Consider the following 23,522-nt stretch of genomic DNA (forward strand, 5'->3'; position numbering starts at 1 on the left):
GCGACGATCATAATTCAGCCATGACCCAGCCCAAGACGCTGCCCCTGAACGGCATTACCCCCATCTCCCACCTTGGTGTCATCCGCGCCGTTGGCGCCGACGCAGCCAGCTTTCTCCACGGCCAGTTGAGCAACGATTTCGCGCTGCTCAAGTTCGATCAGGCCCGCCTTGCGGCTTTTTGCACGGCCAAGGGCCGCATGCTGGCCAGCTTCATCGGCTTCAGGCTCAGCGCCGACGAAATCGTGCTGATCTGTGACCGCAGCCTGCTGGCCCCCACGCTCAAGCGCCTGTCCATGTTTGTGCTGCGCGCCCAGTGCAAGCTCAGCGATGCGACGGCTGACTTCGCTCTCTACGGCCTGGCCGGCCAGGCCGCCGAGCAGCTTGCCGGCAAGAATGCGGCCGCCTGGGCGCTCAAGCAGCAAGGCGATGCCCATGTGATCGCGCTCTACCCCGCTGCAGGCAACCAGCGTGCGCTGTGGGTAGGCCCTGCGGGTCAGGCCCCCGAAGGACAGTTGCTGAGCGAAGACCTCTGGCAATGGTCCGAAGTCCAGAGCGGCGTGGCCACGCTATCGGCTCCCGTGGTCGATGCCTTCGTGCCCCAGATGCTGAACTACGAATCCCTGGGCGGCGTCAACTTCAAGAAGGGCTGCTACCCCGGCCAGGAAGTGGTGGCTCGCAGCCAGTTCCGCGGCACGCTCAAGCGCCGCGCCTATCTGGTTCATGCCGACCAGGCTCTGAGCGTCGGCCAGGAAGTCTTCAGCGCCGAAGACCTCGAGCAGGCAACCGGCACCGTGGTGCAGGCAGCAGCAGCTGTGCAAGGCGGCTGGGATGCCATCGTCTCGATGCAGATTGCCTCTTCCACCCGCGACGATCTGTTTGCCCATGCAGCGCTGGCCGAAGGCCAGAGCGCCGATGCGGGCAAGGGAATCGCACTGCAGACCCAGCCCCTGCCCTACGAGCTGCTGGCGGATATCTGAACGTCTCGGACCCGCACTGCCGCAGGCCTGGCAGTGCGGGCCCGGCCACCGCTAAACCTTACTTGCACCCGGGTCATTATCTTTTCCTCAAAAAGATAGCAGACCCCGAAAGCTGGCTCTGCGTTCGCATTGATTCCTCTCACTTGCTGGACGACAACGTCCTGCCGGATGGCAGTGGTCTGCGACGCCTCAACGGCCAGACTTTGCTGGAGCCCGCAGCGCAGCTCCAGCGACCGCCTCCACCCGCAGCTGGCCCGGCAGACCGTGGTGCCCTGCAGCGCCGACGGCTACAACGTCAGCGCCTCGGTGTGGGCCGCTTTGGCGTGCTGCTGGCCATGGTGCGTGCCGATGGTGCCGGCCCTCACACCGCTGAAGCCTCGCACGCCAAGACCTTCACCTCTGCTTCGTCGCGCAACCCCACCAGCGGCATCGCCAAAGCCATTCAGTCCAATCCCGATGCGGCCGGCATGGCGAATATCCCCGGCTTCCTGGTGCTGGGCGGCGGCGTGCCCCTGAAGATCGGCAATGAAACATTGGTGCCATTAGTGCCATTGGCGTGGCCGGTGCGCCTGGCGGCCATCTGGACGAAGCCTGCACTCATAAGGCCATCACCGCGCTGAAGGATCAGTTGCAGCAATGCCGCCGGCACGCAGCGGAGAAAGGGCTGGGCTCGAGCCTGCGTGCGGCCCCCACCTTCAGCCGCCCGCTCACCTCTGTCCTGGACCTCGGCCGAACGGACTCAGAAGACCCCGTAGCGATAAGCCACATAGGCGGCCACCGCCACCCCGATCAGGCTGAGGACGGTCATGATTCTTGCCATGGGCGCTCCTTCACATCAAGCATCAAGTCGGGCTTAAACGCTTACATATAAAGCGTTATAAGCTATCAAAAAGGATGTATCAAAGCACTTTGCACATCGTGATGTGGGGAATGCCGGCCTCCTCATAAGGCTCGCCTACCGGCGTAAAGCCTGCGCGCAGATAGAAGGCTTCAGCATGGCGCTGCGCGTGCAGCACGATTTCCTTGTCACCGCGATCGCGCGCCGCATCCATCAGGCTCTCTAGCACCATGCGCCCCCAGCGGCCGCCGCGCACGCTGCGATCCACGGCCATGCGGCCGATACGCCCCACGCCCGGCGCATCGCTGACCAGCCGGCCCGTGGCCACGGGCTGGTTCAAGCCGTTGAACAAGACCACATGACGCGCCACAGGGTCGAGCTCGTCGATCTCGATCTCGCGCGGCACGCCCTGCTCGCGCACAAACACGGCCAGGCGCAGGCGCTCGGCATCGCGCCCCAGATCGTTCCAGCTGCCCGAGCGCAGCGTGACGACCTCCTGCCCTGCTTCATAGGCCGTGAGCAGATCCCGCATGGCCTGGGGCACGGGCCTGGGGGTCTGCGTCGCCGCGTCGGCAAACACATAGACCAGCTCCACGGTGTTGAGCAGCTCCATGCCCCGGAAGATGCCTGCCTCGAACTGCAGCGAGGTATTGCCTTGTTTGACACAGCGGATGCCGACATCCAGCACATCGCCCAAAGTGGCCGATCCGTGATAGACCGTGCTGGCCTTTTTCACAAACAGCTCGCCGCCCAGTGATGCAAAGCCTGCCTCGTAAGGAATGGCCAGCTGGCGCCAGTAGTTGGTGATGGCCACATCGGCATACATCAGATAGTGGGCATTGAAGACGATCTTCTGCGCGTCCACTTCGGCCCAGCGCACCTCGATACGCGTAAAGCTGCGAAAGTCCTGTCGATTCATGGTTCTCACTCTGGTTTCAATTCAATCCAAACGCGCCGCGCAAGGCCTGCGCCATGTCCCGGTGCGCCTGACGCGCCTCGGCAATCACGCGCCCCATCTTGACGAACTCATGGGTCACGCCCTTGTAGATTTCCAGATCCACAGGCACGCCTGCCATGCGCAACTTGTCAGCATATTCCACGCCCTCGTCCACAAGGGGATCGCACTCGGCCAGGCCGATCCAGGCGGGTGCGACATCGTCGACATCGGGAGCCAGCAAAGGAGCGAAGCGCCAATCCTCGCGATCCTGGCGTCTGGCGATATATTGCGCAAAAAACCAGGTGATGGAAACTTCTTCAAGAACCAGTCCATGGGCAAAGCGGCGATGGGAGTCGGTATCCTGGTGCGCCGTGGTGCCCGGGTAGATCAGCAGCTGCAAGGCCAGCTTGAGGCCGGCGTTGCGCGCTTCGATGGCACAGGCTGCCGCCAGCGTACCGCCGGCGCTGTCGCCACCGACAGCCATGCGGCTGCCATCCGCCCCCAGGCTCGCCGCATGGGCCGTCAGCCACTGCAGCGCATCCCAGGCGTCATCATGTGCAACGGGGAACTGGAACTGCGGCGCCAGGCGGTAGTCCAGCGACACAACCATACAACCCGCCAGGTGTGCGAGCTGGCGACAAAGCTGGTCATGCGTGGCCACGCTGCCTACCGTAAAGCCGCCACCATGCAGATACAGCAGCGCAGGCAAGCCCGCAGCGGGGGCTTCATCGCGGGTCACAGGTGCATAGAGGCGGGCCGGCAGATTCGCTCCGTCGCGTGCGGGAATCTGCAGGTCCTCCACACGGGGCAAGGCCTGCTTGGGGATTTCAAGCACGCCGGCGCCAGCTTCATAAGCCGCCTTGGCAGCTTCCGCACCGAGCTCGTGCATGGGAGTGCGCGCGGCCCGCTCCATGCGACGCAGCACATCGCGCATGGATGGTGTCAGACTGGCTGGCAAAGCCGCAGAGGAATCGGACATGATCACGACGATTAAAAAACACAGGCTGGCATTGTGCGTTGCAACTCCGAAGTCTGCAGGCAAGTGCCGACAATTGTTGGTAATCGATACCGTCGCAGACGTTCCATGGAGCCAGCCCATGACAAGCAGCAACACGGCGGCAGCCGCAGGATCCCTGTGAAGCAGGACCTGCGGCAGGAGCATCCAGACCGTCAGTCCATAGAGCAGGCCCGACATGCCGACATCGTCGCCCACCTGAGCCGAGGTGAACCACAACAGCAAAGAGACCAGAACGGCCAGAGAGCCCATGCAGGGCCTGTGCATCGCGGCTGCCCACTCCGCCCGTCAACACAGCGGCAAAAAAAGCACGCGGCCCCTGCAATTCCTGCGAGTACTGCCTGAGAAGACGCATAAAGGTGTCCTGTGCCGATCCGAGGCATCCTGCACACAATGCATGCCCCGCTTCAGCCAGTTCACCAGCCATCCGCGATGGTCTCAATAGAGCATGTGCAGAAGAGAAGAAGAAGAACTAGCTTGCGCACCAAGTAGAGCTCAGGGGAATACCGGTCTGCCCCCGGCGATGAGTCGCCCACCGCTCCAGGAAGGGCCTTCAGGCGTCCGCCAGGCAGGCAATGGCCCAATGATGGGAAGAACTTCAGATGCCGTTTTTTAGGCCCTGTAAGCCGAATCATAAATAAATAACAATCATTCTCAATTGCATCTATAATCGGCTTTACATTTCTTCGCATGCCAGCATGATTTCTTGACACAAGCCAGCCAGCGAACCGACTGCATCGTTTGGTTGTCTGTCATGCTGAGCTCTCCGTATACCTGCTTTTCCTCGCCAAGGGTGATTCACCCGCGCTTTGTCGTTGCAGCTTCTGTCTGCGGCAATCCTTGCCGCCCAGCTCCAGCGCATCAGGAAGCGGTATGAAAGCCACATCGCCCCTTATTCACTACCGCCTTGCGGTTGCCTCGCGCAGTTTGGCTGCCATCCTTGGAGGCTATGCGCTGGCCGCAGTCAGTACGGCTGCCCTGAGTCTGCTGCTGAGTTCCCTGATGGGCCGCGTGGAGGCGGTGATGACCGCCACCTTGCTGTCCTGGGTCATCTACGCCATGGCTATTGCCTGGACCTTCTATGCACGCACGGCTTGGCTTGCCTGGGCCGGTGTACTCCTTCCTGCCCTAGCCCTAAGCGCAGCGCTGTATGGGCCATTGTGGTTGGGGGTGGAAGCATGACCGCCCCTCAAACCAAGACAAGCGCCAGAACCACGCACCAGCCCGAGCAGGAGGGTTTTCGCCAGGCCATGTCCTGGCTGCATACCTGGTCGGGACTGATTCTGGGCTGGCTTCTGTTTGCGATTTTCGTCACCGGCACGCTGAGCTTCTTCAAGAACGAATTCAATCTGTGGATGCGACCCGAGCTGCATGGCCTGCCACCGTCCGACAGCGACGTTGCGCAACGCGCCCAGGCGGCGCTGCACGAGCACGCGCCGGGCGTCAGCAACTTCATCATGCGTCTGCCCGATGAACGCACGCCGGCCGTCAATATGCTGTGGCGCGACAAGCCCAACAGCCGCTTCGACACCTTGCTGCTGCACCCGCAAACCGGTGCCGCACTGCAGGCCCGAGAGACCGCTGGCGGAGAATTTTTCTACCGCTTCCATTTCGAGCTTCGCACCGCTCACAAGGGCCGCTGGACGATCCAGGGCCGCTGGGTGGTAGGCGCGGCGACGCTGATGATGTTCATTGCCTTGCTGACCGGGGTGGTCACGCATCGCCGCATCTTCAAGGACTTCTTCACCTTTCGCCCGCGCAAGGGCGGACAGCGCGCCTGGCTGGACGCACACAACGTCTCGGGGGTACTGGTGCTGCCGTTCTATCTGATGATTACGTTCAGCGGTCTGATGATCTTTCACGCCATGTATATGCCGGCCGGCATAGCCGCCGCCTACCCTGGCGCAAAAGGAACGGATTCGCAAAGCTATTTCTCCGAGTTGCAGGGCGATGTTCCCGGTGCGCGCAGCGCCAGGCGTGGCAGCAACGCACAGGCCGAACCCCTGCCCATGCTGGATCTGGGCCCCATGCTGAGCCAGGCCAGTCAGCTGTGGCGGGGCGGTCGTGTCGGCAGCATCACCGTGCGCAGCGACAGCCAGGGCCCGCTGGTGGAGATCACCCGCCACGACGGCGACAGGCTGCAATACGGACCAGCGCGGCTGCGTTTCGATGGCCGCACCGGCCAGCTGCAAACCCAGGTCGATCCACAAAGCCCAGCCATCAAAACCTATGGCGTGCTCTATGGCCTGCATCTGGGGCGTTTCGCCGACATCGGGATGCGCTGGGTGCTGTTTGGCTTTGGCGTCATGGGTTCGCTGATGATTGCCTCGGGCCTGATACTGTGGTCGGTCAAGCGCCGCACCCAGGCCCTGCGCAAGACACCTGCCGCCCCCCTGCCCTTTGGCGAACGGCTGGTGGCAAGTTTCAATATCGGCCTCATGGGCGGCCTGCCGCTGGCGATCGCGGCCTACCTGCTGGCCAACCGGCTGCTGCCATTGGAGATGCCAGGCCGGCCCGATGCCGAACTGTCCTGCTTCTTCGGCACCTGGGCTCTGGCCTTGCTGCTGGGCCTGATCCGGCCCACGCGCCAAGGATGGGCACTGGTTCTGGGCATGGCCGCCACCGCATACCTGCTATTGCCTTTGGTCAATGCCTTGACCACCTCAACTCATCTGGGCATCAGCCTGCCGGCCATGGAGTGGAGCTGGGCCGGCATGGATTTGAGTTTTGCGGTCACGGGGCTGATGCTTGCCGCCCTCACCCGACATCTGCTGAAACACAGGCCCCTGCCCGCAGCCAGACATGCGGCCGCTGCCAAGTCCGAGCGCAAACCCAACGCCGCGCGGATTCCCGGCGACAACACGGCGCAGGAGGCATAGCAATGCTGCTCGACTTTCTGTTGTGCTCTGCCGCCTGGACGGCTCTTGCCTTGGCCATGGACCGACACCATGAAGACGCTTGGCCGGATATCGAGAGTGAATCTCCCGCCGCAGTACTGCGCCGCCAGCGCCTGTTCCAAGCCGGCTGGCTCCTGCTGGCATTGTCACTGGGCATTGCTCTGGGCTTTCCGGGTGCAACCACCGCTGCCATGTCGGCCACCGTGTGGACGGCCGCTCTTTGCCTGTCGGCTCTGGCCGCCACCAGCATGGCGACCTGGCAAGCGCAGCGCCTGCCTCTGTTTGGCTTGATGGCACTGACACTGGGAATACTGGTTTTTACCTTCGACCGCCTCGGTCCTTGACGGACTGCACTCAGAACCCGCAGGGGCCACGAATCAGAGAGCCGCTGAGCATCAATGACTGAGAACCCAGGCAGCTATTGATGCGACGGGAATCCCGATCATGACCGGGCAAGGACATGGCGTGCGCATCGCGATGCAGCAGCCGCCTCGGCCCTTGCATGGCTGGCCGTGGCCAATCGATTGAACAAGAGGTGCGAGGAAAAAGCACAGGGCCATACAAGAGATCAACAGGCTCTCTTTTCTTGGAGTCCGGGCCGACGCTTGAGTCCGGATATCGGGCAGAAGACCTTCACTCGCTCAGAAGAATTCATTCACCTATCCAGCATTCAAGGAGGTTTTCATGCGCAATTTTTATCATCCCATTGCTCTCGCCACTCTGCTGCTTGCCAGTCTGGGCTCCGCCCAAGCTCATCAAGTCTGGCTGGAGAACGATGGCGGCCAGACCCAGTTGTTTTTTGGTGAGTTCAATGACAACCTACGCGAAACCTCGCCTGGGGCGCTGGACAAATTTCTGGCCACGCCCACGCTGGCCCAGCAAACAGCCAGCGGCACGCTGCAACTGAGCGGCCGGCGAAATGCCACAGGCTTCAGCTACAACGCCGCAAGTCAGGCCCAAACCCTTTTTGCCAGCGCTGCCTATCCCCTGATCGACCGCAGCAAGCGCAATGAGCCAGCCCTGCTATGGGTGCCTGCGGCCCGCTGGGTGGCAACGCCGGGACAAGCCGTGGCCGCCAATGCCCAAGCCCTTGATCTGGTGCCCACAGGCAAGCCGGGCCAGCTCATGGTGAGCTTCAACGGAATGGCCCTGCCCAAGACCAAGGTGCAGATCGTCGCACCGTCGGGCTGGTCACGCGAGGCACAAAGCGACGAGCAAGGCCGTGTCAGCTTTGCCCTCCCCTGGAAGGGACTGTATGTGGCCGAGGTGCATCACAGCCACAAGCAAGGCGGCGAGGCGCAAGGCAAGAGCTATGGCGAGGCCAGCTATGTGACCACGCTGAGCTTCAGCGTCGAAGACGGCATGCCATCACCCGCCCTGCCTGCGGCCGCCAAGCCCTGATGCGCTGCCGCGCTTCGAACCCGCCAACGCAAACAGCCTCGACGCTTTTTTTGCCGGGCCATCCACCTGACAAACGCAACATGAACTCCTCTTATCCCGGTCTGCCCGACCGACGTTCGCTGGTCTTGCTCAGCGCACTGACCTGTCTGAGCCTGGGCACACACGCTCAGACCTCGCCCTCCACCACCAGCACCAACAGCAATGCCGAAGTCACGCTCGCTCCTGTTACCGTGCAAGACAATCTGGCCGGCGAAACCGCCACAGGCCCGGTCACCGGCTTTGTCGCACGGCGGGCGATTTCGGCCACCAAGACAGATACGCCCCTGATCGAAACGCCGCAATCGATCAGCGTGGTCACGCGCGACCAGTTCGAGGCCCAGGGGGTGACTACCCTGCGTGAAACCACACGTTATACGGCGGGCATCAACTCCAGCTATTTCGACAACCGCGTGGACTCGTTCAAGGCGCGCGGCGGCGATGTCAGCCAGTACCAGGACGGATTGCTGCGCACCTACGGCACCTACAACAACATCAAGGTCGAGCCCTATACGCTGGAGCGCGTGGAATTTTTACGCGGCCCCTCCTCCGTGCTGTATGGCCAGGGCAGCGTGGGCGGCGTGCTCAACCTGACCAGCAAGCGCCCGCAGGCCGAGCGGCTGAATGAGGTGCAGATTCAGCTTGGAAGCCACGGTCGCAAGCAGATTGCCAGCGACATGACCGGCGCCATGGACGAGGAAGGCAAGTGGCTTTATCGCCTGGTGGCAGTGGGCCGCGACAGCAACACCCAGGTCGACCACGTCAAGGACGACCGCGTGGTGATTGCGCCTTCGCTGACCTATCGTCCCAGCACCGATACCTCGCTGACGCTGCAAGCCCTGTATCAAAAGGACAAGAGCGGCTCCATCACCCAGTTCTTTCCCTGGCAGGGCACGCGCCTGCCCAGCCCCTATGGGCAGATTCCGACAAACACCTTTATCAGCGAACCAGGCTGGGACAAGTACGACTCCGAAAACAAGTCCTTTGGCTATCTGTTCAGCCATCGTCTGAGCCCTCAATGGACACTGCGTCAGAACCTGCGCCGCACCATCAGCGAGGTGGACTACCGTACGCTCTACACCAGCTTTGCAGCCAACGCAGCCACGGGCCGTCCGGCACGTCCGGTGTTTGACGCCAACGGCCGCACCGTACAACGCGATACCGTATGGCAGATCAACGGCGGACGCATGCTGCTGGTCGACACGCAACTCGAAGGCCTGCTGCAGACCGGTGAGGTTCAGCACCAGCTGCTTGCAGGCATGGACTGGCAGCGCAACACCAGCAACCAATCCAACTGGCGCGGGCCAGGCACTGCGCTCGATGTCTACAACCCCGTGTATGGCACGTTCACGCCGCCCTCTGCCTCCCAGCTGGTACGTGCGCCCAATGTGGCACAGCGCCAGCTCGGTTTCTATCTGCAGGACCAGTTGCGTTGGGGCCCCTGGACCGCGACAGTAGGTTTGCGTCACGACAAGGCCAAAACAGAGACCGAAGGTCGCCCGGCAGCGGCCGCCGACGACTCTGCCACCACCAAGCGCCTGGGTGTGACCTATCAGGCCGGTGGCGGCTGGGCCCCCTATGTCAGCTACACCGAATCCTTCCAGCCTCTGGGCGGCGTGGACTTCTACGGCACGCCATTCAAGCCCCAGCGCGGCAAGCAGTTGGAAGCCGGCGTGAAATGGATTCCCGAGGGCAAAGGCATCTCTGGCTACGCCGCGGTATACGGCCTGCGTGAACAGAATCGCAAGACAAATGATCCGGGCAACCCGCTCAACAGCCTGCAACTGGGCGAGGTCAAAACCCAGGGCTTTGAAGCCGAGCTGATCGCAAGCCTGGCCAGAAACTGGGACTGGACGCTGGCCTATGCCTATACCGACGCAAAAATCAGCCGCAGCAACGCGGGCGACCAGGGGCAGCGCGTGGCCTCGGTATCGCGCCATATGGCATCCAGCTGGCTGATGCATCGATTTGCCGCTCAGGGCCGCGGAGGCTGGAGTCTCGGCGCCGGTCTGCGCTATATCGGACCGCAGTGGAGCGGCACCTCTGCCATCGACACGCCCTCGTCCTTGCTGGCCGACGCGATGGTGGCCTATGACGCCGGCGACTGGCGCCTTGCCCTGCATGCCAACAATATCGGCGACAAGGTGGTAATCACCCAATGCCTGGCGCGCGGCGACTGCTTCTACGGCGAACGCCGCAACTTTCTGCTGACTGCCACCTATCGTTACTGAACGGGCAGGCAATGCGAACAATGTCCAGCCGCCACTATGAAATCCGAGGCGAAGGCGTCAAAGACACCTTCTCTTCAGTTTGTGAGGTCGGCTGGCGAGGCAGGCTGCGCTTGATTGAAGTGCCGCACGCAAGCGGCTGGAGGATCTCATTTCAGCGCAGCAAATTCGTTTCTGAGCGCCTTGGTGCTGCGCTGATAGGCGCGCGGTGGCAAACCGCACCAGCGCTTGAAGGCGCGGGCAAAAACACGCTCTGACTCGTAGCCGCAATCCTCGGCGATCTGGGCCAGCGGCAAACCCGATTCCAGTTGCTGGGCGGCATGAGCCATGCGCTGCTGCTGCAGATAGGCCATGGGCGATTCTCCAACCAGCGCCTTGAATTTTTCGGCAAAGAGCGAGCGCGACATGGCAGCCTCCCTGGCCAAAGCCTGCAAGGTCCAGCCATGGCTGGGGCGGCCGTGGATGGCGGCCATGGCCCGGGCAATCTGCACATCGGCCAGGCCGCGCACCCAGCCTTGACCGCGCTGCTGCTGTGCGGCGAAATGGTTGCTGAGCACGTGGATCAGGACCAACTCACCCAGGCGCGCGGCGGCCAAACGCCAGCCGGCGCGTCGCGCCAGCGAGTCCTCTATCAGAGTCTGCAGCATATTGCCCAGCATGGCCGGTGGAGCGGCCTGCGCTGCAGGTATGTGCAGCAGCGGCGGCAGCAGAGTCAATATGGAGTGCCGGCAGTAGGCCGATATCCAGAGCAGCACCGAATCGATGCGGGTCTGGGCCCCGCCTCCGCCATGCTCGAACGTCAGAGGATTCTCGTCCTTCGGACCCTGGGCAAAGCGTTCGATCATGCGTGCGAACGGAACCGGAGCCAGGGCGAGGTCCGACGCAATTACGTGCGGACTGCCCAGCGGCAACACCACCAGATCGCCAGGCAAGACCTGCAACGGTGCCTGGCCTTGTACTTGCAGCCAGTATGGCTGCCCCTGGGCGATGCGGATCATGGTCCCCGGCACTCCCTCGGACGCCAGCGCCCAAGGCTCACCCAATGAAAAGCTGGCCGTCACCGCGCGCTCGGCTCGGCAGATGGCCAGCACGTCGCTTAAATGGTCGCTGCTTTGTTTCATGGAGGATTCCGGACGATTTGTGTCATTTTATGGATGCTTTGCGCTTCACGTGACAGGCGGCCTTGTCGACACTGGCTGGCACCGTATGCGGGCTGCCTGCGCAGCCCGGAACGAGCAAACCATACCCATATCAAGGAGCAAACATGTCCAAGACACGATTGAAAATAGGCATTGTGGGCGGCGGCATTGGTGGCCTGGCCGCAGCCAACGCGCTGCACCGCAGCGGACACGAGGTGACGGTGTTCGAGCAGAGCCGGCAATACCTGCGCGTGGGCGCCGACATCAATCTGACGCCCAATGCTGTACGCGCGCTAGACGGACTGGGCGATGGCATTGCGGCTGCCGTACGGGCTTCGGCAGCCCGCCCGACGCACCGTATCAGCCGCAACTGGGACAACGGCGAGGAAACATCGCGCCTGACCATGGGCAATGAGGCCGAGCGTCAATACGGTGCGCCACAACTCACCATCCATCGCGCCGACCTGCTGGCTGCGCTGGCCGATGCCTTTCCCCATGAGCAGGTGAAGTTCGCCAAACGCGTCAACCGGATTGTGCAAACCGATGACGGTGTTGCCGTGGAATTTTCCGACGGCGCGCGAGTCGATGGACTGGATGCGCTGATAGGCTCGGACGGGATTCATTCGGTGGTGCGCACATCCCTGTTTGGCGCAGAGAGCCCACGCTTTACCGGTGTGGTGGCGTTTCGCACCGTGGTGCCCACCGAGCGCGTGCGCCATGTTCCCGATATCGGGGCCTTCACCAAATGGTGGGGACCGACTCCGGACAGCCAGATCGTGACCTTTCCGCTCAATCAGGGCCGCGACACCTTCATCTTCGCCACCACGGCGCAGGCATCCTGGCATGAGGAATCCTGGACCACCGAGGGCAGCGTGGCCGAACTGCGCGGCTTTTATGCCGGCTTTCATCCACATGCACGAGCCTTGCTGGATGCGTGTGACAGCGTGCTCAAGACGGCTTTGTATGAGCGCGACCCGCTGCCGCACTGGTCGCAGGGGCGAGTGTCGCTGCTCGGAGATGCCAGCCATCCCATGATGCCGTTCATGGCCCAGGGTGCCGGCATGGCTATCGAGGATGCCGTGGTGCTGGCCCGCAACCTTGATGCAGTGCAGGATGCCGAAGGCGTTGCGCAAGCCTTGCAGAACTACGAGGCCATGCGCAAGCAGCGCACCAGCCAGATCCAGATAGGCTCGCGAGGCAATAACTGGCTGCGTGCCGGAGGCAATGCCGACTGGGTCTATGGCTATGACGCGTGGCAAGTTGCTTTGACGGCCGAGCCGGTTGCCTGCTCTACCTGAACGGCAGTACACCCCGGCAGTGTTGCCCTGCGCAGCGCCTTCGGGGGTCGATGGTGCTGTCTTGAGCGGGCATCGTGGCGCTGTCGGCATCTGGCGGAAAGCCACGGTGCATGGCTGGCAGCCGCCCATGCCTGGCTTGGCCCATTGCATGAGCCTGCCTCTGCCCATGAGCAAGAAGACAGGCGTCTGCGGGAGCGCATCTGCCATGGCGGATCCGGATCTCGCCAAGCGCTGCTGACCTGCGAGACATGTCAGAGGACGGTGACGAGCGGCCTCGGAAGCCAGGCGAGAAAGTATTGGCCTGTGACTTCTGGCCGCTGCTTTGGAAGTTGCGGACCCCGGCCCTCATTCTCAAATGGCGCATCAACCGGCGAAGCACATGTAATGTGCGGATGACCCCGCCTGCAGCATGCGGAAATTCGTGCGTCTATATGTGTTGCAACAGCATCCTGGCGGTTGTCCAACACAGGGCCGCAGGAACTATTCCAGACCTGCTTCATCCTCGCCGGACAAAGCGCCTGCTTTCTCGCAATGTGCACGCAAGCGCATCAGCGCGTTGTACATGGCATTACGCTCTTCTTCAGGCAATGCCCGAATGGCGGCAGCCTGGCTGGCACGCGCCAAGGGCATGACCTGTGCATGCAGGGCCTCGCCCTGTTCGGTGACCTGACAAAAAATCTTCTTGCGCGGCGTATTGCCTTCACCCTGTAGATCCACCAGGCCTTTGGCTTGCAGCCGCTTGAGAGCGCGGCTCACCAAGGCCTTGTCCGAGGTGGACTGAATGACCAGATCCGAGAAAGCCAGCCGCTTCGAGTGAGCTATCAAGGCCAGCAAGCGCCATTCCGACACCGTCAGATCGTGTTTCTCAGCGTACGGAACGGTAATGGTGCGCCGCAGAGCATTGCCCACCTGGCTCATCAATGTGGTGATGAAGTCGTCCACCGTCAGTCCATCACCTTGCGCGTTCAAGTGCGACCAGGGCGTTTCACACGTTTTCTTGTTCATGCTCCATTGTTCCACTCAGATTAACAAAATCCAATGTCAATAGTGAAAACGGCAATTTGATCGATCAACTATAGGCGTATAACTCCGATCATTGTTTCTTTTGCGATTCATTGTTTCACTATTGAATCAAAAATATCGCACCGAGATTTATACCCACGGCCCAAGGAGAGGCGACCATGTCAGTTGATAGACGCCAGTTTTGCTTTACCGCTCTTGCCTGCGGCACGCTGCTTGCGCAGCCGGTACTTGCCGAAGAGAGTTACCCCAGCAAGCCCATCACGGTGATCGTGTCCTACCCGCCGGGCGGGGATACCGATGCAATCGCCCGCCTCTTTGCCGACAAGCTCAGTCACAGGCTCAAGCAGACAGTGCTGATCGACAACCGCCCGGGTGCCGGCGGGGCGATAGGCAACGGCATGGTGGGGCGTGCACGCTCCGATGGCTACACATTGCTGTTCACTCCCAACCCCTTCACCACCGCCCCCCTGGTCATGAAGCTGTCGGGCGCTGCAGCCTACGACGTACTCAACGGCTACGAAGCCATCATCAACACCGCCACCCAGCCCCTGGTGCTGGTCACGAGCCCCAAGCTCGGTGTCAAAAACCTGCCCGAGCTGATTGCCAGGGCCAAGAGTGGCGCCACCGTCTCCTATGCCAGCCCCGGCGCCGGCTCGCCCATGCACATCGCCGGCGAATGGCTGAACAAGGCCGCTGGCGTCAAGCTGTCCCATGTTCCATACCGCGGCGTCGGCCCCTCGGTGACCGATGTCGTGGCCGGCCATGTCGATACTGCCTGGGTCACTTTCGGGCCTGTGCGCCAGTATCTGGACTCCGGCAAGCTGGTGGCGCTGGCCATCGGCGATACCAAGCGCTCATCGCTGGCACCTGCCGTTCCGACATTGACCGAGCTGGGCTACAAGGATGTGGTGGTCAGCGCCTGGAACGGCTTCTTCGCGCCGAAAAAGACTCCGGCAGCGGTAATCAATCTGCTCAACGAGCACCTCAATGCCATTTTGCGTGAGCCCGAAGTCGTGGAAAAACTGGCTGTCTTTGGCGCCCTGCCTGCGGGCGGGTCGCCCAAGGTGCTCAGCGATCTCAATCAACGCGAGTACATGGTGATGGGCAAAGCCATCAAGGAACTCGGCATCGTGGCCGAGTGACACCAATGAATCGTTCAGGCCCAGTCCTGGGCGATTCCAACAGACCTCTATATGACTGAAGTGGCACAAGCCTCTGGTCCTCAGCGACCCGGGGCCTTCCGCTGCGAGGTACGGATATGACATCTGCTCTTTCATCTCGATCCACGCTGGGCATGAACACTCCACAGGTGACAGCCAAGGCAAAAGTGCTTGGCCGAGCCATCTACGCAGGAGATCTCAAGCTTGCCGGCATGCTGCATGGCAAGGTTCTGCGCAGCCCTTACCCGCATGCGCGCATCGCTCGCATAGACACCAGCGAGGCGCGCGCGCTGCCTGGCGTCAAGGCGGTTCTGACCGGCGAGGATGCGCCCGCCAATCTTTGGGGGGCGCATCACAAGGAGCGCGCCGTCCTGGCCAAAGGCGTGGTGCGTTATTGCGGCGAAGAGGTGGCCGCCGTGGCCGCTGTTTCCGAAGAGATCGCACGCGACGCGCTGGATCTGATTCGGGTGGAATATGAAGAACTGCCGGCCATTCTGACGCCCGAGGAAGCCATGGACGAGGAGGCCTTCGGCATCCATCCAGGGCGCAACAATGTGGGCCACCATATCCAGTTCGAGCGCGGTGACGTGGAGGCAGGTTTTGCCGCTGCGGATCTGATTCACGAAGCCACCTACACCACGCATTCTCAATACCCCGGCTATATGGAGCCCATGGCTACGGTGGCCTCGCTGGACCCCGATGGCCGGCTTGTGCTCTATACCTCGACCCAGGCAGTGAATCTGGTGCGCATGCAGGTGGCCATGACCCTTGGCCTGCCCATTTCCCGCGTGCGCGTGATTCAGGCCGCGACCGGAGGTGGCTTCGGCGGCAAGATCGTGGAGGACGACAACCAGTTGCTTGCCGGCCTGCTGGCTCTGCATACCCGACGTCCGGTGCGGCTGGTCAACAACCGCCTGGAGGACTTCCAGGCCGCATGTGCCAGCGTGCCCGAGCGCATCACCCTCAAGCTGGGCATGCTCAAGGACGGCAGCATTGTCGCCAAGCAGGTTCGCATCATTGCCGAATGCGGTGCATATGCAGGCCTTGCCGGTGATGTGATGCACGTCAGTGCCATGCGCAGCGACAACATGCACCGCAATCCCAATGTGCGTTCTGAAGCAACGCTGTACTACACCAACAATCCGCCACGCGGTGCCTTCCGGGGCTTTGGCGGAACCCAGATGCAGTTTGCGCTCAACAGCCATATCCACACCATGGCGGAGAAACTGGGCCTGGACCCTGTACAGGTGCACAAGATCAACGCGCTCAAGGCCGGTGATGTCTCGATTCACGGCTGGCATATCGGCAGCACAGGACTGCTGGAGTGCATAGACATGGCAACCGAGGCCATAGGTTGGGCAAGCAAACGCCAACGCGTCAAGGCCAGCGGCATCAAGCGCCGCGGCGTGGGCATGGCAGCGGCCATGCATGTGAGCGGCAACCGCACCATCGGCAACTGGGATGGATCGACGCTGTTCATCAAGATCAATGAGGACGGTCGAGTCTTCCTCATCAGCGGTGAATGCGATATGGGCCAGGGGGCGAGCACCATGCTCAGCCAGATCGTGGCCCATGAACTGGACCTGCCTCTGGCTGATATTCATGTGCTTGCGCCCGACACCGATGTCGCACCGGTGGCCGTGGGCACTCTGGCTTCACGCGTCACCATGTCGGGCGGCAACGCGGCCATCATCGCCGCGCGCAAGGCGCGGCAAGAGTTGCTGAGCCTGGCTGCCGAGCGCCTGGATGCATCGCACGACGCGCTGACGCTGAAAGGCGGTGCCGTCTATGTGAGCGCGGAGCCTGAACGCCGCAGCACCGTGGCCGAGCTGGCGCGCCAGCATATCTGGCGCCATGGTGGAGGTGGTATCCAGGTCGCCGGGACCTGGGACCCCAAGACCGTCATGCATGACGACAAGCTCTACGGCAATATCGCCGCTGCCTACTCCTACGCCGCCCAGGCCGTTGAAGTTGAAGTGGATATCGAAACCGGCCAGGTCAGCGTCATCGACAGCTATGTCGCCGACGACTGCGGCAAGGCGCTCAACCCCACTGCGATTCACGGCCAGACCAATGGCGCCACCGTTCAGGCCATAGGCTGGACGCTGTATGAGCAGTTGCACTACGAGGGCGGGCGCCTGGCGAACGGCAATTTCGCGGACTACAACATGGCCACCGCCGATGCGGTTCCCATGCTGCGCGGCGGCCTTGTGGAATCCAACGATCCCAACGGCCCCTATGGCGCCAAGGGTGCCAGCGAAACAGCCATCCTGCCCGGCGCGCCAGCCATAGCCAACGCCGTCTATGACGCGATTGGCGTGCGCATCACCGATCTGCCCATCACCCCGGAAAAAGTGCTGGCTGCATTGCGCGACAAGCAGCGGCAAGGAGCAAGCCATGCGTGAATTTGATTTTGCGGAGCCCCGCTCGGTTGCAGAGGCCAGCCAGATGCTTGCCGAGTACGGTGACGATGCACGCATCATCGCGGGCGGGTCGGCGCTGATGCTGGCCATGCGCCAACGCATGCTTGCGCCCACGCACCTGATCTCGGTGGCGAGGCTGCCCCGGCTGCATGGCATCGATTTCGATCCGCACCAAGGTCTGCGTATCGGGGCCATGAGCCGCCACATCGATGTGGCTCGCTCCGAGCTCGTGAAAGCGCATGCCCCGGTGCTGGCCCGGATGGCCGCCCAGGTGGCCAATCCACAGGTGCGTAACCAGGGCACGATTGGCGGCAATCTCTGTTATGCCGACCCATCCACGGACCCGCCCGGCTGTCTGATGGCCCTCGACGCCTCGGTCGTTCTGGGCAGCACACGCGGAGAACGCGTGTTGTCGATGGAAGAGTTCCTGGTCGACTACTACACCACGGCCATGGAGAGCGATGAGCTACTGCTGGAAATCCGGGTGCCGCTGCAGGCGCCCGGCACTCAGGGGGAATACACGCGCTTTCTGCGCACGGCAGCAGAGCACCGCCCCCTGGTCAGCGTGGCCCTGGTCGTGCAAAGAGAAGGGCAGATATGTCACCAGGCACGTCTGGCTGTGGGCGCATCCACGCCCATTCCCACCAGGCTGCGCCGTGCCGAAGACTGCTTGCGCGGCAAGACCGTGAATGCGCAGCTTGCTGCGCAGGTCGCCGCCATCGTGGCCGAGGACATCCAGCCGGTCTCCGACCTGCGCGGCAGCAGCGAGTTCCGCCGCGCCATGGTGCGCGCGGTGACTCGCCGCACGGTGTCCACGCTGTTCGGAATCGATATCAATGAAGGAGTTGCCGCATGAGCACGCATCGCATCGAATGCCAGGTCAACGGCGAATCGCACAGCGCCGAAGTCGCATCACGGCGACTGCTATCGGATTTCCTGCGGGACGACCTGCATCTGACCGGCACCAAACGAGGTTGCGAGACCGGAACCTGCGGCGCCTGCTCGGTGCTGCTGGACGGTGAAGTCATCAAATCCTGTCTGATGCTGGCCGTGCAGGTTCACGGGCGCAGCATCACCACCATCGAAGGGCTGGGCGCCAACGACCAGCTGCACCCCCTGCAGAAGAACTTCATGCAGTGTGGCGGCCTGCAATGCGGCTACTGCACGCCGGGTTTCATCATGGCCTCCTGCGACCTGCTCAAGAACACGCCCCAGCCCAGCTGCGAGGAAGTTCGCCACGGCCTCAGCGGCAATCTCTGCCGTTGCACCGGCTACACCCAAATCGTCGAATCCGTGCTGCATGCGGCACAGGAGATGCATCATGGAAATTGAAAAAACCCTGACCGTTTCAGCCCCTCCCCAGCAGGTCTGGGATCTGCTCCTCAATCCCCAGATCATGGCCGGCGCCGTTCCCGGGATGAAGTCCATCGAGGTCATCAGCCCCACGGAATACGTGGCGGAGATGCACCAGAAGATTTCCTTCATCAGCGCCAAGTTCAAGCTCAAGACCAGGATCGTCGAGCAGAAGGCTCCGGAATACATGCGCGTGGAAGGCACCGGCGAGGATGCCTCGGTGGCCAGTTCGCTCAAGCAGACTAGCGAAGTGTTCCTGACGCCTGCTGCCAACGGCGGCACCGATCTACGGATCAAGGTCAATGTCGACGTGCTGGGCCGCCTGGGCGCCTTCGGCCTGTCGGTCATGAAAACCAAGGCCGACCGTCTCTGGGAAGAGTTTGGCAGCAATCTGGCTGCTCGCATCGAGGCTGGTGGCTTGATCGTTGATGCCGCACCACATTCCTCCGCCAGCCCCTCGACAGCGCCCACCATGCCTTCATTGGCCAAGCAAGCTGTCGCGAGCCCTGAGATCAAACCTGTCGCCGCATCGACCATCTCCTCTAGCGTAGTACCGCAGGGACAGATGGAAGCAGCCATCACAGCCTCGACACAGGACACATACAGCGAAGTCGGCTGGTGGGCCCGTATCTTCGGAGGTACCCGCAATGCACGCCGCGCCGGCCAGGTCATACGCGTAGAAGTGCGTCAGATGGACAAGACGATCTGTGTCGAGTGGCCTGCCACATCTGCATCCGAATGCCGGGAATGGCTCCAGTCTCTGCACAAGTAAGCACTGTTTTTGCACCGACCAGCAAGGAGGCTCACGACTCAATAGCTCCATCACATCAAGCCACGCATGCAAAAAATACTGAACGACATTAAAAATTGGAGACATTCATGCTGAAGAAGGTAGCGAGCGCCATTGCGCTTCTGGGGGTGGGAGGATTGGCACACGCACAATCGTCCGTACAGATTTACGGCATCATGGACACGGCCGTCGAAACCATGAACAACGTGGGCGCAACCCAATCCAGCCTCACACGCATGCCCAATCTGACGGGCAGCGTTCCATCGCGCCTGGGCTTTCGCGGCCGCGAGGATCTGGGAGGCGGATTGAGCGCATCCTTCACGCTGGAGATGGGTATCGGCCCCGACAGCGGAGCTCTCAACCAGGGCGGTCGCGGTTTCGGCCGCCAGTCCTTCGTCAGCCTCAACGGCCCCTGGGGATCGCTGGGGCTGGGCCGTCAATACACCATGCTGTTCTGGTCCGTACTCGACGCTGACGTGATCGGCCCGAGCCTGCACAGCATGGCCAGTCTGGACAACTACTTTCCCAATGCACGTGCCGACAATGCGATCTCCTACAAAGGCACGTTCTCGGGCCTGACGGTCGGCGCAACCTATAGCTTCGGCCGCGATGCCGTCAATGCGGGCCCCAGCCCCGGCGGTACCAACTGCGCGGGTGAAAGCAGCACCGACTCCAAGACCTGCCGCGAATGGTCGGCCATGCTCAAGTACGACACCGCGGCATGGGGGGCAGCGCTGGCGCATGACGAGCTGCGCGGCGGCCCCGGAGCCTTTGCGGGGCTGACCAGCAGCGACAAAATCGACAAGCGCACCATGCTCAACGGCTATGTGAAGCTTGGTGGCGCCAAGATTGGTGGTGGCTATATGCGCCGCAAGAATGACGGCTATATCGCATCGCCGCGCAACGACCTGTGGTTTGTGGGTGTGACCTACCCCATTGGACAATGGACCGTGGACGCCCAGTACAACCAGCTCAAGTACAAGGACAACGCGGACAAGGGTCAGTTGCTGGTACTGCGCGGTACTTACAACCTGTCCAAGCGCACTGCGGCCTATGCCTCGCTGGGCTATATGAAGAACAGCGGCAATGCGGCCTTTGGAGCAAGCAGCGCTCAAGCTGGTGGAACACCGTTGCCAGGCGTCAACCAGACTGGCTTTGGCATGGGTCTGCGCCATACGTTCTAAAGCCGGAGCCAATACAGCGGGTGCGGGTAGCCTGGTGGCCTGCACCCGCTTTTCAGAAGAAGTGACAGTCCCCCAAGCGGGGCTCGTTCAACAACATAGACCGGACATATCTACTTGCCCAAGGGCAGTCCAGGTCGGCATGAGAAGAAGCTGACAACAATGTCACCGCGCTGTCCCGCTTCTGTTGGGGTCGGATTTCTAAGATCCACACATCTCCTCCTTACCTCTATCAAGGCCTGGGAGATTGTGTTTCACCGACTTTCTTAGGAGCTCCCACCATGTCTCAACGTCGTCTCTCCATCGCGTCCGTATTTGCAAGCGCAGCAGCAGTAGCTGTACTAGCCATGCCGAGGATGGCTTCGGCAGCCTATGAACACCCAGCCAATAACGAGCAAGGCGTGACTATTCACCCCGAACATTTCGTGAGCCAGAAGACGCGTGATCAAGTCAGGGCCGAAACTGCAGATGCGATGAAGAACGGTCGCCTGTCGTATGGAGAAAGCAGTTTCCCCAACTTTGCACCCCCTGCAGGTCCCGGCAAAACACGCGAAGAAGTGATTAACGAATTGCTGCGCGAATCTCCAGCAGCACGGGAAACTCGTATGCAGTCCATCGCTCGCTGAGACCTATAGAGGCCTTGTTGGAGCGCCGGTCTTCCTTGACCGGCATGCTTGATCTGGCCACCGGCAGCAACTGCCCCATGCTGCCGGCCGAGTTGCGATGGTCAATGCTTGGATTTCTGGCATCACCCAATCCAAGCCTTTATCCGCTTCCTTCAATTGATCATCGCCCCCACAGACGCCGCCTCCTGAGCCGTTCTTGAAGACCAACCGACAGAGGGGCGGGCGAGCAACAGACAGTGCCCTTCAATTGGCAAAGCGCAGTTCACATGCTCCGGATACCGGTGATCACGCGCTTGAGCGCCTCTGCCGACGTCGCAGAACGATAGATCCCGCAGTCATCAGCCTTGGCTCTGCAGCGCGCCGTACAGATGAAGTACTTGGCTTCGCTGATGCTTATTGAGTGACCGAGCTCGCTCACACATAGAGCTGGATATATGGCCACCGGCCAGACACCTCTACACAAATGTTGACGGAGTTGGAAGCGTTCCAACAGCGCCTCAGCGCTGCATCAGTTGCTGGCATTGCCGGCGGCGCCAGACAGACTCGCGTACGGCTCCGGCCTCATCGAACACCACTTTGTACTGGCACACCAGCAGGTTACCGGATTGCGCTTGACGGAGCTTGAAGTTGTAGTCCCACTCTTGGCCTCTCTGGCCTGTAGTTTGCGTCAGAGGCGCGCCCAATGTCTGCTTCACCTTGTCCTGGGCCATGCCAGGCTGGATGGCGCGAATACCCTCGAGCTGCTCTGCCAGCACGCCGTCGCGGACGAAGTCCTTCTTCATGTCGGCATAGCGCATATTGACGTCGGAATACTGCAGCGTGTCGGGATTGCTGACAGCATCCTCCGGATTGTCACGAGCCACGGCCGGCATGGCGAAGCAAGCGGCCGCAGCCAGTACCAGAGTGGAAAGGCGGAAGGTAGATTCAAACATGCTCATGGCATCCTCTTTCATCAAAATCGAAAGTCACGCGCTGCAGGGCTTCAGCGCTCACGCAAGGCCTCGCGCGCCTTGTTCAGCGGCTTGGTCAAATAGTCCCAGACGGTCTTGCGGCCCGTGCGGATATCGGTGGCTGCCACCATGCCCGGCACAATGGGCATGCGCTGGCCGGCCTTGTTCACAAGCACATCCGAGTCGGTGCGCACCAGAACCGGGTAATAGACAATTTCGGGCTTGACCTCGTCGCGCTGGGTATCCGGGGCAATCGTCACCACCTGGCCCTTGAGGCCGCCATAGACCGCGTAGTCGTAGGCCGTCACCTTGACCAGAGCCTCCTGTCCGGGGCGAATGAAGGCAATGTCGCGCGGGGAGATATGGGCTTCCACTAGCAATTGATCATCGAGAGGTACCAAGGCCATCAGCAGGCCGTTGGGCGGCACCACGCCGCCGATGGTAGTGACCTGCAAGCTCTTGACCACGCCTCGCACAGGCGACTGCAGTGTCAGGCGATCCAGTGAATCCGCACGCCCACGCACCACTGAAGACAGGGACTTCGCCTCCGCATCAGCCTTGGCAAGTTCTTCGCGGCTGCGCACCATGTAGCCAGAACGGGCCTCGGCGATCTTCAGCTCCAGTTCTGCTCCCTGGCGCTGCAAGCGGATGAGTTCGACGCTGCTGGCAGCACCGCTGGCTTGCAGCGACTGGGTGATGCCCAGTTCCTTGCGCACCAATGCCAGCGCCTGGTTCAGACCAGCCACTGTATCGCTCAACGCCGCGCGGCGTGAACGGAACAGCGCGCTCTCCGAAGCCTTGAGCTGTGCATGACCATCCAGCTCCTGAGGAAACTGCAGGTTGTCGCGCCCTTCAACCTCTGCGCGCAGACGTACGCTGGCGGCCAAGGCTGCGCGGTAGCGGGCCGCCGTCTCCTCCACACTGGATTCACCACGCGTAGGTTCCAGCTTGGCCAGCACCTGACCCTTCTCCACGATATCGCCCTCCAGAGACTGGATGCGCTGCTCGCGCGAGGATGGAATCACCTTGCCACCGCCGTTGGACACTTCGTCAATCTCGAAGAACCAGGCCCAGGCCAGAAAGGCCAGCACAAAGGCCGTGACCAGCCACACCACGCGATCCGAGTGGCTTGCGCGTACCTCGTCGAAGTCGTCTATGGCCGGCATGGCCGCGCGCCGACGCGCAGACTCGGGCATGGGTGAAAGCATGGGCGCGGACTCAGCAGTCATCGCGGATGTTGTTGTAGATGT

The 23,522-nt window shown here is 61.8% G+C and carries 21 protein-coding genes; 15 read left to right on the forward strand and 6 right to left on the reverse strand.

The features are described 5' to 3' along the window. Positions 1-20: 20 nt before the first annotated feature. Both FSY45_RS03260 and FSY45_RS03270 read left to right on the forward strand, forming a co-directional pair. A complete protein-coding gene (locus FSY45_RS03260; protein WP_046460629.1) occupies positions 21-977 on the forward strand; it encodes a folate-binding protein YgfZ in 957 nt (318 codons plus the stop codon). Positions 978-1,120: 143 nt separating this feature from the next. After that, a complete protein-coding gene (locus tag FSY45_RS03270; protein WP_223305624.1) occupies positions 1,121-1,597 on the forward strand; it encodes a heme-binding protein in 477 nt (158 codons plus the stop codon). Between the two features lie 279 nt (positions 1,598-1,876). On the opposite strand, the gene FSY45_RS03275 is transcribed toward FSY45_RS03270, so the two are convergent. Together FSY45_RS03275 and FSY45_RS03280 are read right to left on the reverse strand one after the other, a co-directional pair. Further along, a complete protein-coding gene (locus FSY45_RS03275) occupies positions 1,877-2,734 on the reverse strand; it encodes a GNAT family N-acetyltransferase (RefSeq protein WP_034356690.1) in 858 nt (285 codons plus the stop codon). 16 nt (positions 2,735-2,750) lie between these two features. Continuing rightward, the gene (locus FSY45_RS03280; RefSeq protein WP_046460771.1) at positions 2,751-3,731 is read right to left on the reverse strand and encodes an alpha/beta hydrolase; all 981 of its coding nucleotides are present in this window, start codon (positions 3,729-3,731) and stop codon (positions 2,751-2,753) included. Positions 3,732-4,640: 909 nt separating this feature from the next. Here FSY45_RS03280 and FSY45_RS03285 point away from each other — a divergent pair. From FSY45_RS03285 to FSY45_RS03305, 5 genes are all read left to right on the forward strand, one after another. Further along, positions 4,641-4,949, forward strand: coding sequence for a DUF3649 domain-containing protein (locus FSY45_RS03285; RefSeq protein WP_003061494.1), 309 nt, complete (start codon positions 4,641-4,643; stop codon positions 4,947-4,949). Beyond that, entirely contained in the window at positions 4,946-6,646 is a 1,701-nt protein-coding gene (locus FSY45_RS03290) for a PepSY domain-containing protein (protein ID WP_046460628.1), read from the forward strand. Before FSY45_RS03285 ends, FSY45_RS03290 begins: the two co-directional genes overlap by 4 nt. Positions 6,647-6,648: 2 nt before the next feature. Next, positions 6,649-7,008, forward strand: a complete 360-nt coding sequence (locus FSY45_RS03295; RefSeq protein WP_046460627.1) for a DUF3325 domain-containing protein — start codon at positions 6,649-6,651, stop codon at positions 7,006-7,008. A 340-nt stretch (positions 7,009-7,348) separates the two neighbouring features. Then, complete coding sequence (locus tag FSY45_RS03300; protein WP_046460626.1) at positions 7,349-8,065, forward strand: TonB-dependent receptor; 717 nt, start codon at positions 7,349-7,351, stop codon at positions 8,063-8,065. Positions 8,066-8,145: 80 nt separating this feature from the next. Continuing rightward, the gene (locus tag FSY45_RS03305; protein ID WP_046460625.1) at positions 8,146-10,332 is read left to right on the forward strand and encodes a TonB-dependent siderophore receptor; all 2,187 of its coding nucleotides are present in this window, start codon (positions 8,146-8,148) and stop codon (positions 10,330-10,332) included. Between the two features lie 146 nt (positions 10,333-10,478). Here FSY45_RS03305 and FSY45_RS03310 read toward each other — a convergent pair whose 3' ends face one another. After that, on the reverse strand, positions 10,479-11,450 hold the full coding sequence (locus FSY45_RS03310; protein WP_046460624.1) for an AraC family transcriptional regulator: 972 nt from the start codon (positions 11,448-11,450) through the stop codon (positions 10,479-10,481). A gap of 143 nt (positions 11,451-11,593) precedes the next feature. Between FSY45_RS03310 and FSY45_RS03315 the strand changes: the two genes are divergently transcribed. Next, complete coding sequence (locus tag FSY45_RS03315; RefSeq protein ID WP_046460623.1) at positions 11,594-12,766, forward strand: FAD-dependent monooxygenase; 1,173 nt, start codon at positions 11,594-11,596, stop codon at positions 12,764-12,766. 480 nt (positions 12,767-13,246) lie between these two features. Here FSY45_RS03315 and FSY45_RS03320 read toward each other — a convergent pair whose 3' ends face one another. Next, positions 13,247-13,771: a MarR family winged helix-turn-helix transcriptional regulator gene (locus FSY45_RS03320; protein ID WP_046460622.1), complete on the reverse strand. Its 525-nt coding sequence runs from the start codon at positions 13,769-13,771 to the stop codon at positions 13,247-13,249. A 176-nt stretch (positions 13,772-13,947) separates the two neighbouring features. Between FSY45_RS03320 and FSY45_RS03325 the strand changes: the two genes are divergently transcribed. The 7 genes from FSY45_RS03325 (at position 13,948) to FSY45_RS03355 (ending at position 21,322) form a co-directional block, all read left to right on the forward strand. Beyond that, positions 13,948-14,931 carry a tripartite tricarboxylate transporter substrate binding protein gene (locus FSY45_RS03325; protein WP_034356671.1) on the forward strand — a complete coding sequence of 328 codons (984 nt, stop codon included), beginning with the start codon at positions 13,948-13,950 and terminating at the stop codon, positions 14,929-14,931. Positions 14,932-15,047: 116 nt separating this feature from the next. Further along, complete coding sequence (locus FSY45_RS03330) at positions 15,048-17,354, forward strand: xanthine dehydrogenase family protein molybdopterin-binding subunit (protein ID WP_046460621.1); 2,307 nt, start codon at positions 15,048-15,050, stop codon at positions 17,352-17,354. Next, the gene (locus FSY45_RS03335) at positions 17,347-18,228 is read left to right on the forward strand and encodes a xanthine dehydrogenase family protein subunit M (protein ID WP_046460620.1); all 882 of its coding nucleotides are present in this window, start codon (positions 17,347-17,349) and stop codon (positions 18,226-18,228) included. Before FSY45_RS03330 ends, FSY45_RS03335 begins: the two co-directional genes overlap by 8 nt. After that, positions 18,225-18,704 (forward strand): (2Fe-2S)-binding protein, encoded by a 480-nt coding sequence (locus FSY45_RS03340; RefSeq protein WP_046460619.1) that lies wholly within the window; start codon positions 18,225-18,227, stop codon positions 18,702-18,704. The genes FSY45_RS03335 and FSY45_RS03340 overlap by 4 nt, the downstream gene beginning before the upstream one ends. Beyond that, positions 18,694-19,497: a CoxG family protein gene (locus tag FSY45_RS03345; RefSeq protein WP_046460618.1), complete on the forward strand. Its 804-nt coding sequence runs from the start codon at positions 18,694-18,696 to the stop codon at positions 19,495-19,497. Before FSY45_RS03340 ends, FSY45_RS03345 begins: the two co-directional genes overlap by 11 nt. A gap of 107 nt (positions 19,498-19,604) precedes the next feature. Next, entirely contained in the window at positions 19,605-20,699 is a 1,095-nt protein-coding gene (locus tag FSY45_RS03350; RefSeq protein ID WP_046460617.1) for a porin, read from the forward strand. 278 nt (positions 20,700-20,977) lie between these two features. Next, a complete protein-coding gene (locus FSY45_RS03355) occupies positions 20,978-21,322 on the forward strand; it encodes a DUF4148 domain-containing protein (RefSeq protein WP_080554245.1) in 345 nt (114 codons plus the stop codon). Positions 21,323-21,819: 497 nt separating this feature from the next. On the opposite strand, the gene bamE is transcribed toward FSY45_RS03355, so the two are convergent. Both bamE and FSY45_RS03365 read right to left on the reverse strand, forming a co-directional pair. Further along, complete coding sequence (gene bamE / locus FSY45_RS03360; protein ID WP_100086435.1) at positions 21,820-22,260, reverse strand: outer membrane protein assembly factor BamE; 441 nt, start codon at positions 22,258-22,260, stop codon at positions 21,820-21,822. Positions 22,261-22,304: 44 nt separating this feature from the next. Next, complete coding sequence (locus tag FSY45_RS03365) at positions 22,305-23,480, reverse strand: HlyD family efflux transporter periplasmic adaptor subunit (protein WP_370512835.1); 1,176 nt, start codon at positions 23,478-23,480, stop codon at positions 22,305-22,307. Positions 23,481-23,522 lie beyond the last annotated feature (42 nt).

This window comes from Comamonas sp. Z1, assembly GCF_008121555.1.
Taxonomy (GTDB): domain Bacteria; phylum Pseudomonadota; class Gammaproteobacteria; order Burkholderiales; family Burkholderiaceae_C; genus Comamonas; species Comamonas thiooxydans.

Coding starts and splice junctions, on each gene's coding strand:
- FSY45_RS03260 (WP_046460629.1), top strand. CDS start 21: ATGACCCAGCCCAAGACGCTGCCCCTGAACGGCATTACCCCCATCTCC.
- FSY45_RS03335 (WP_046460620.1), top strand. CDS start 17,347: ATGCGTGAATTTGATTTTGCGGAGCCCCGCTCGGTTGCAGAGGCCAGC.
- FSY45_RS03280 (WP_046460771.1), bottom strand. CDS start 3,731: ATGTCCGATTCCTCTGCGGCTTTGCCAGCCAGTCTGACACCATCCATG.
- FSY45_RS03330 (WP_046460621.1), top strand. CDS start 15,048: ATGACATCTGCTCTTTCATCTCGATCCACGCTGGGCATGAACACTCCA.
- FSY45_RS03305 (WP_046460625.1), top strand. CDS start 8,146: ATGAACTCCTCTTATCCCGGTCTGCCCGACCGACGTTCGCTGGTCTTG.
- FSY45_RS03355 (WP_080554245.1), top strand. CDS start 20,978: ATGTCTCAACGTCGTCTCTCCATCGCGTCCGTATTTGCAAGCGCAGCA.
- bamE (WP_100086435.1), bottom strand. CDS start 22,260: ATGAGCATGTTTGAATCTACCTTCCGCCTTTCCACTCTGGTACTGGCT.
- FSY45_RS03315 (WP_046460623.1), top strand. CDS start 11,594: ATGTCCAAGACACGATTGAAAATAGGCATTGTGGGCGGCGGCATTGGT.
- FSY45_RS03345 (WP_046460618.1), top strand. CDS start 18,694: ATGGAAATTGAAAAAACCCTGACCGTTTCAGCCCCTCCCCAGCAGGTC.
- FSY45_RS03290 (WP_046460628.1), top strand. CDS start 4,946: ATGACCGCCCCTCAAACCAAGACAAGCGCCAGAACCACGCACCAGCCC.
- FSY45_RS03295 (WP_046460627.1), top strand. CDS start 6,649: ATGCTGCTCGACTTTCTGTTGTGCTCTGCCGCCTGGACGGCTCTTGCC.
- FSY45_RS03275 (WP_034356690.1), bottom strand. CDS start 2,734: ATGAATCGACAGGACTTTCGCAGCTTTACGCGTATCGAGGTGCGCTGG.
- FSY45_RS03300 (WP_046460626.1), top strand. CDS start 7,349: ATGCGCAATTTTTATCATCCCATTGCTCTCGCCACTCTGCTGCTTGCC.
- FSY45_RS03325 (WP_034356671.1), top strand. CDS start 13,948: ATGTCAGTTGATAGACGCCAGTTTTGCTTTACCGCTCTTGCCTGCGGC.
- FSY45_RS03350 (WP_046460617.1), top strand. CDS start 19,605: ATGCTGAAGAAGGTAGCGAGCGCCATTGCGCTTCTGGGGGTGGGAGGA.
- FSY45_RS03320 (WP_046460622.1), bottom strand. CDS start 13,771: ATGAACAAGAAAACGTGTGAAACGCCCTGGTCGCACTTGAACGCGCAA.
- FSY45_RS03285 (WP_003061494.1), top strand. CDS start 4,641: ATGAAAGCCACATCGCCCCTTATTCACTACCGCCTTGCGGTTGCCTCG.
- FSY45_RS03310 (WP_046460624.1), bottom strand. CDS start 11,450: ATGAAACAAAGCAGCGACCATTTAAGCGACGTGCTGGCCATCTGCCGA.
- FSY45_RS03340 (WP_046460619.1), top strand. CDS start 18,225: ATGAGCACGCATCGCATCGAATGCCAGGTCAACGGCGAATCGCACAGC.
- FSY45_RS03365 (WP_370512835.1), bottom strand. CDS start 23,480: ATGCTTTCACCCATGCCCGAGTCTGCGCGTCGGCGCGCGGCCATGCCG.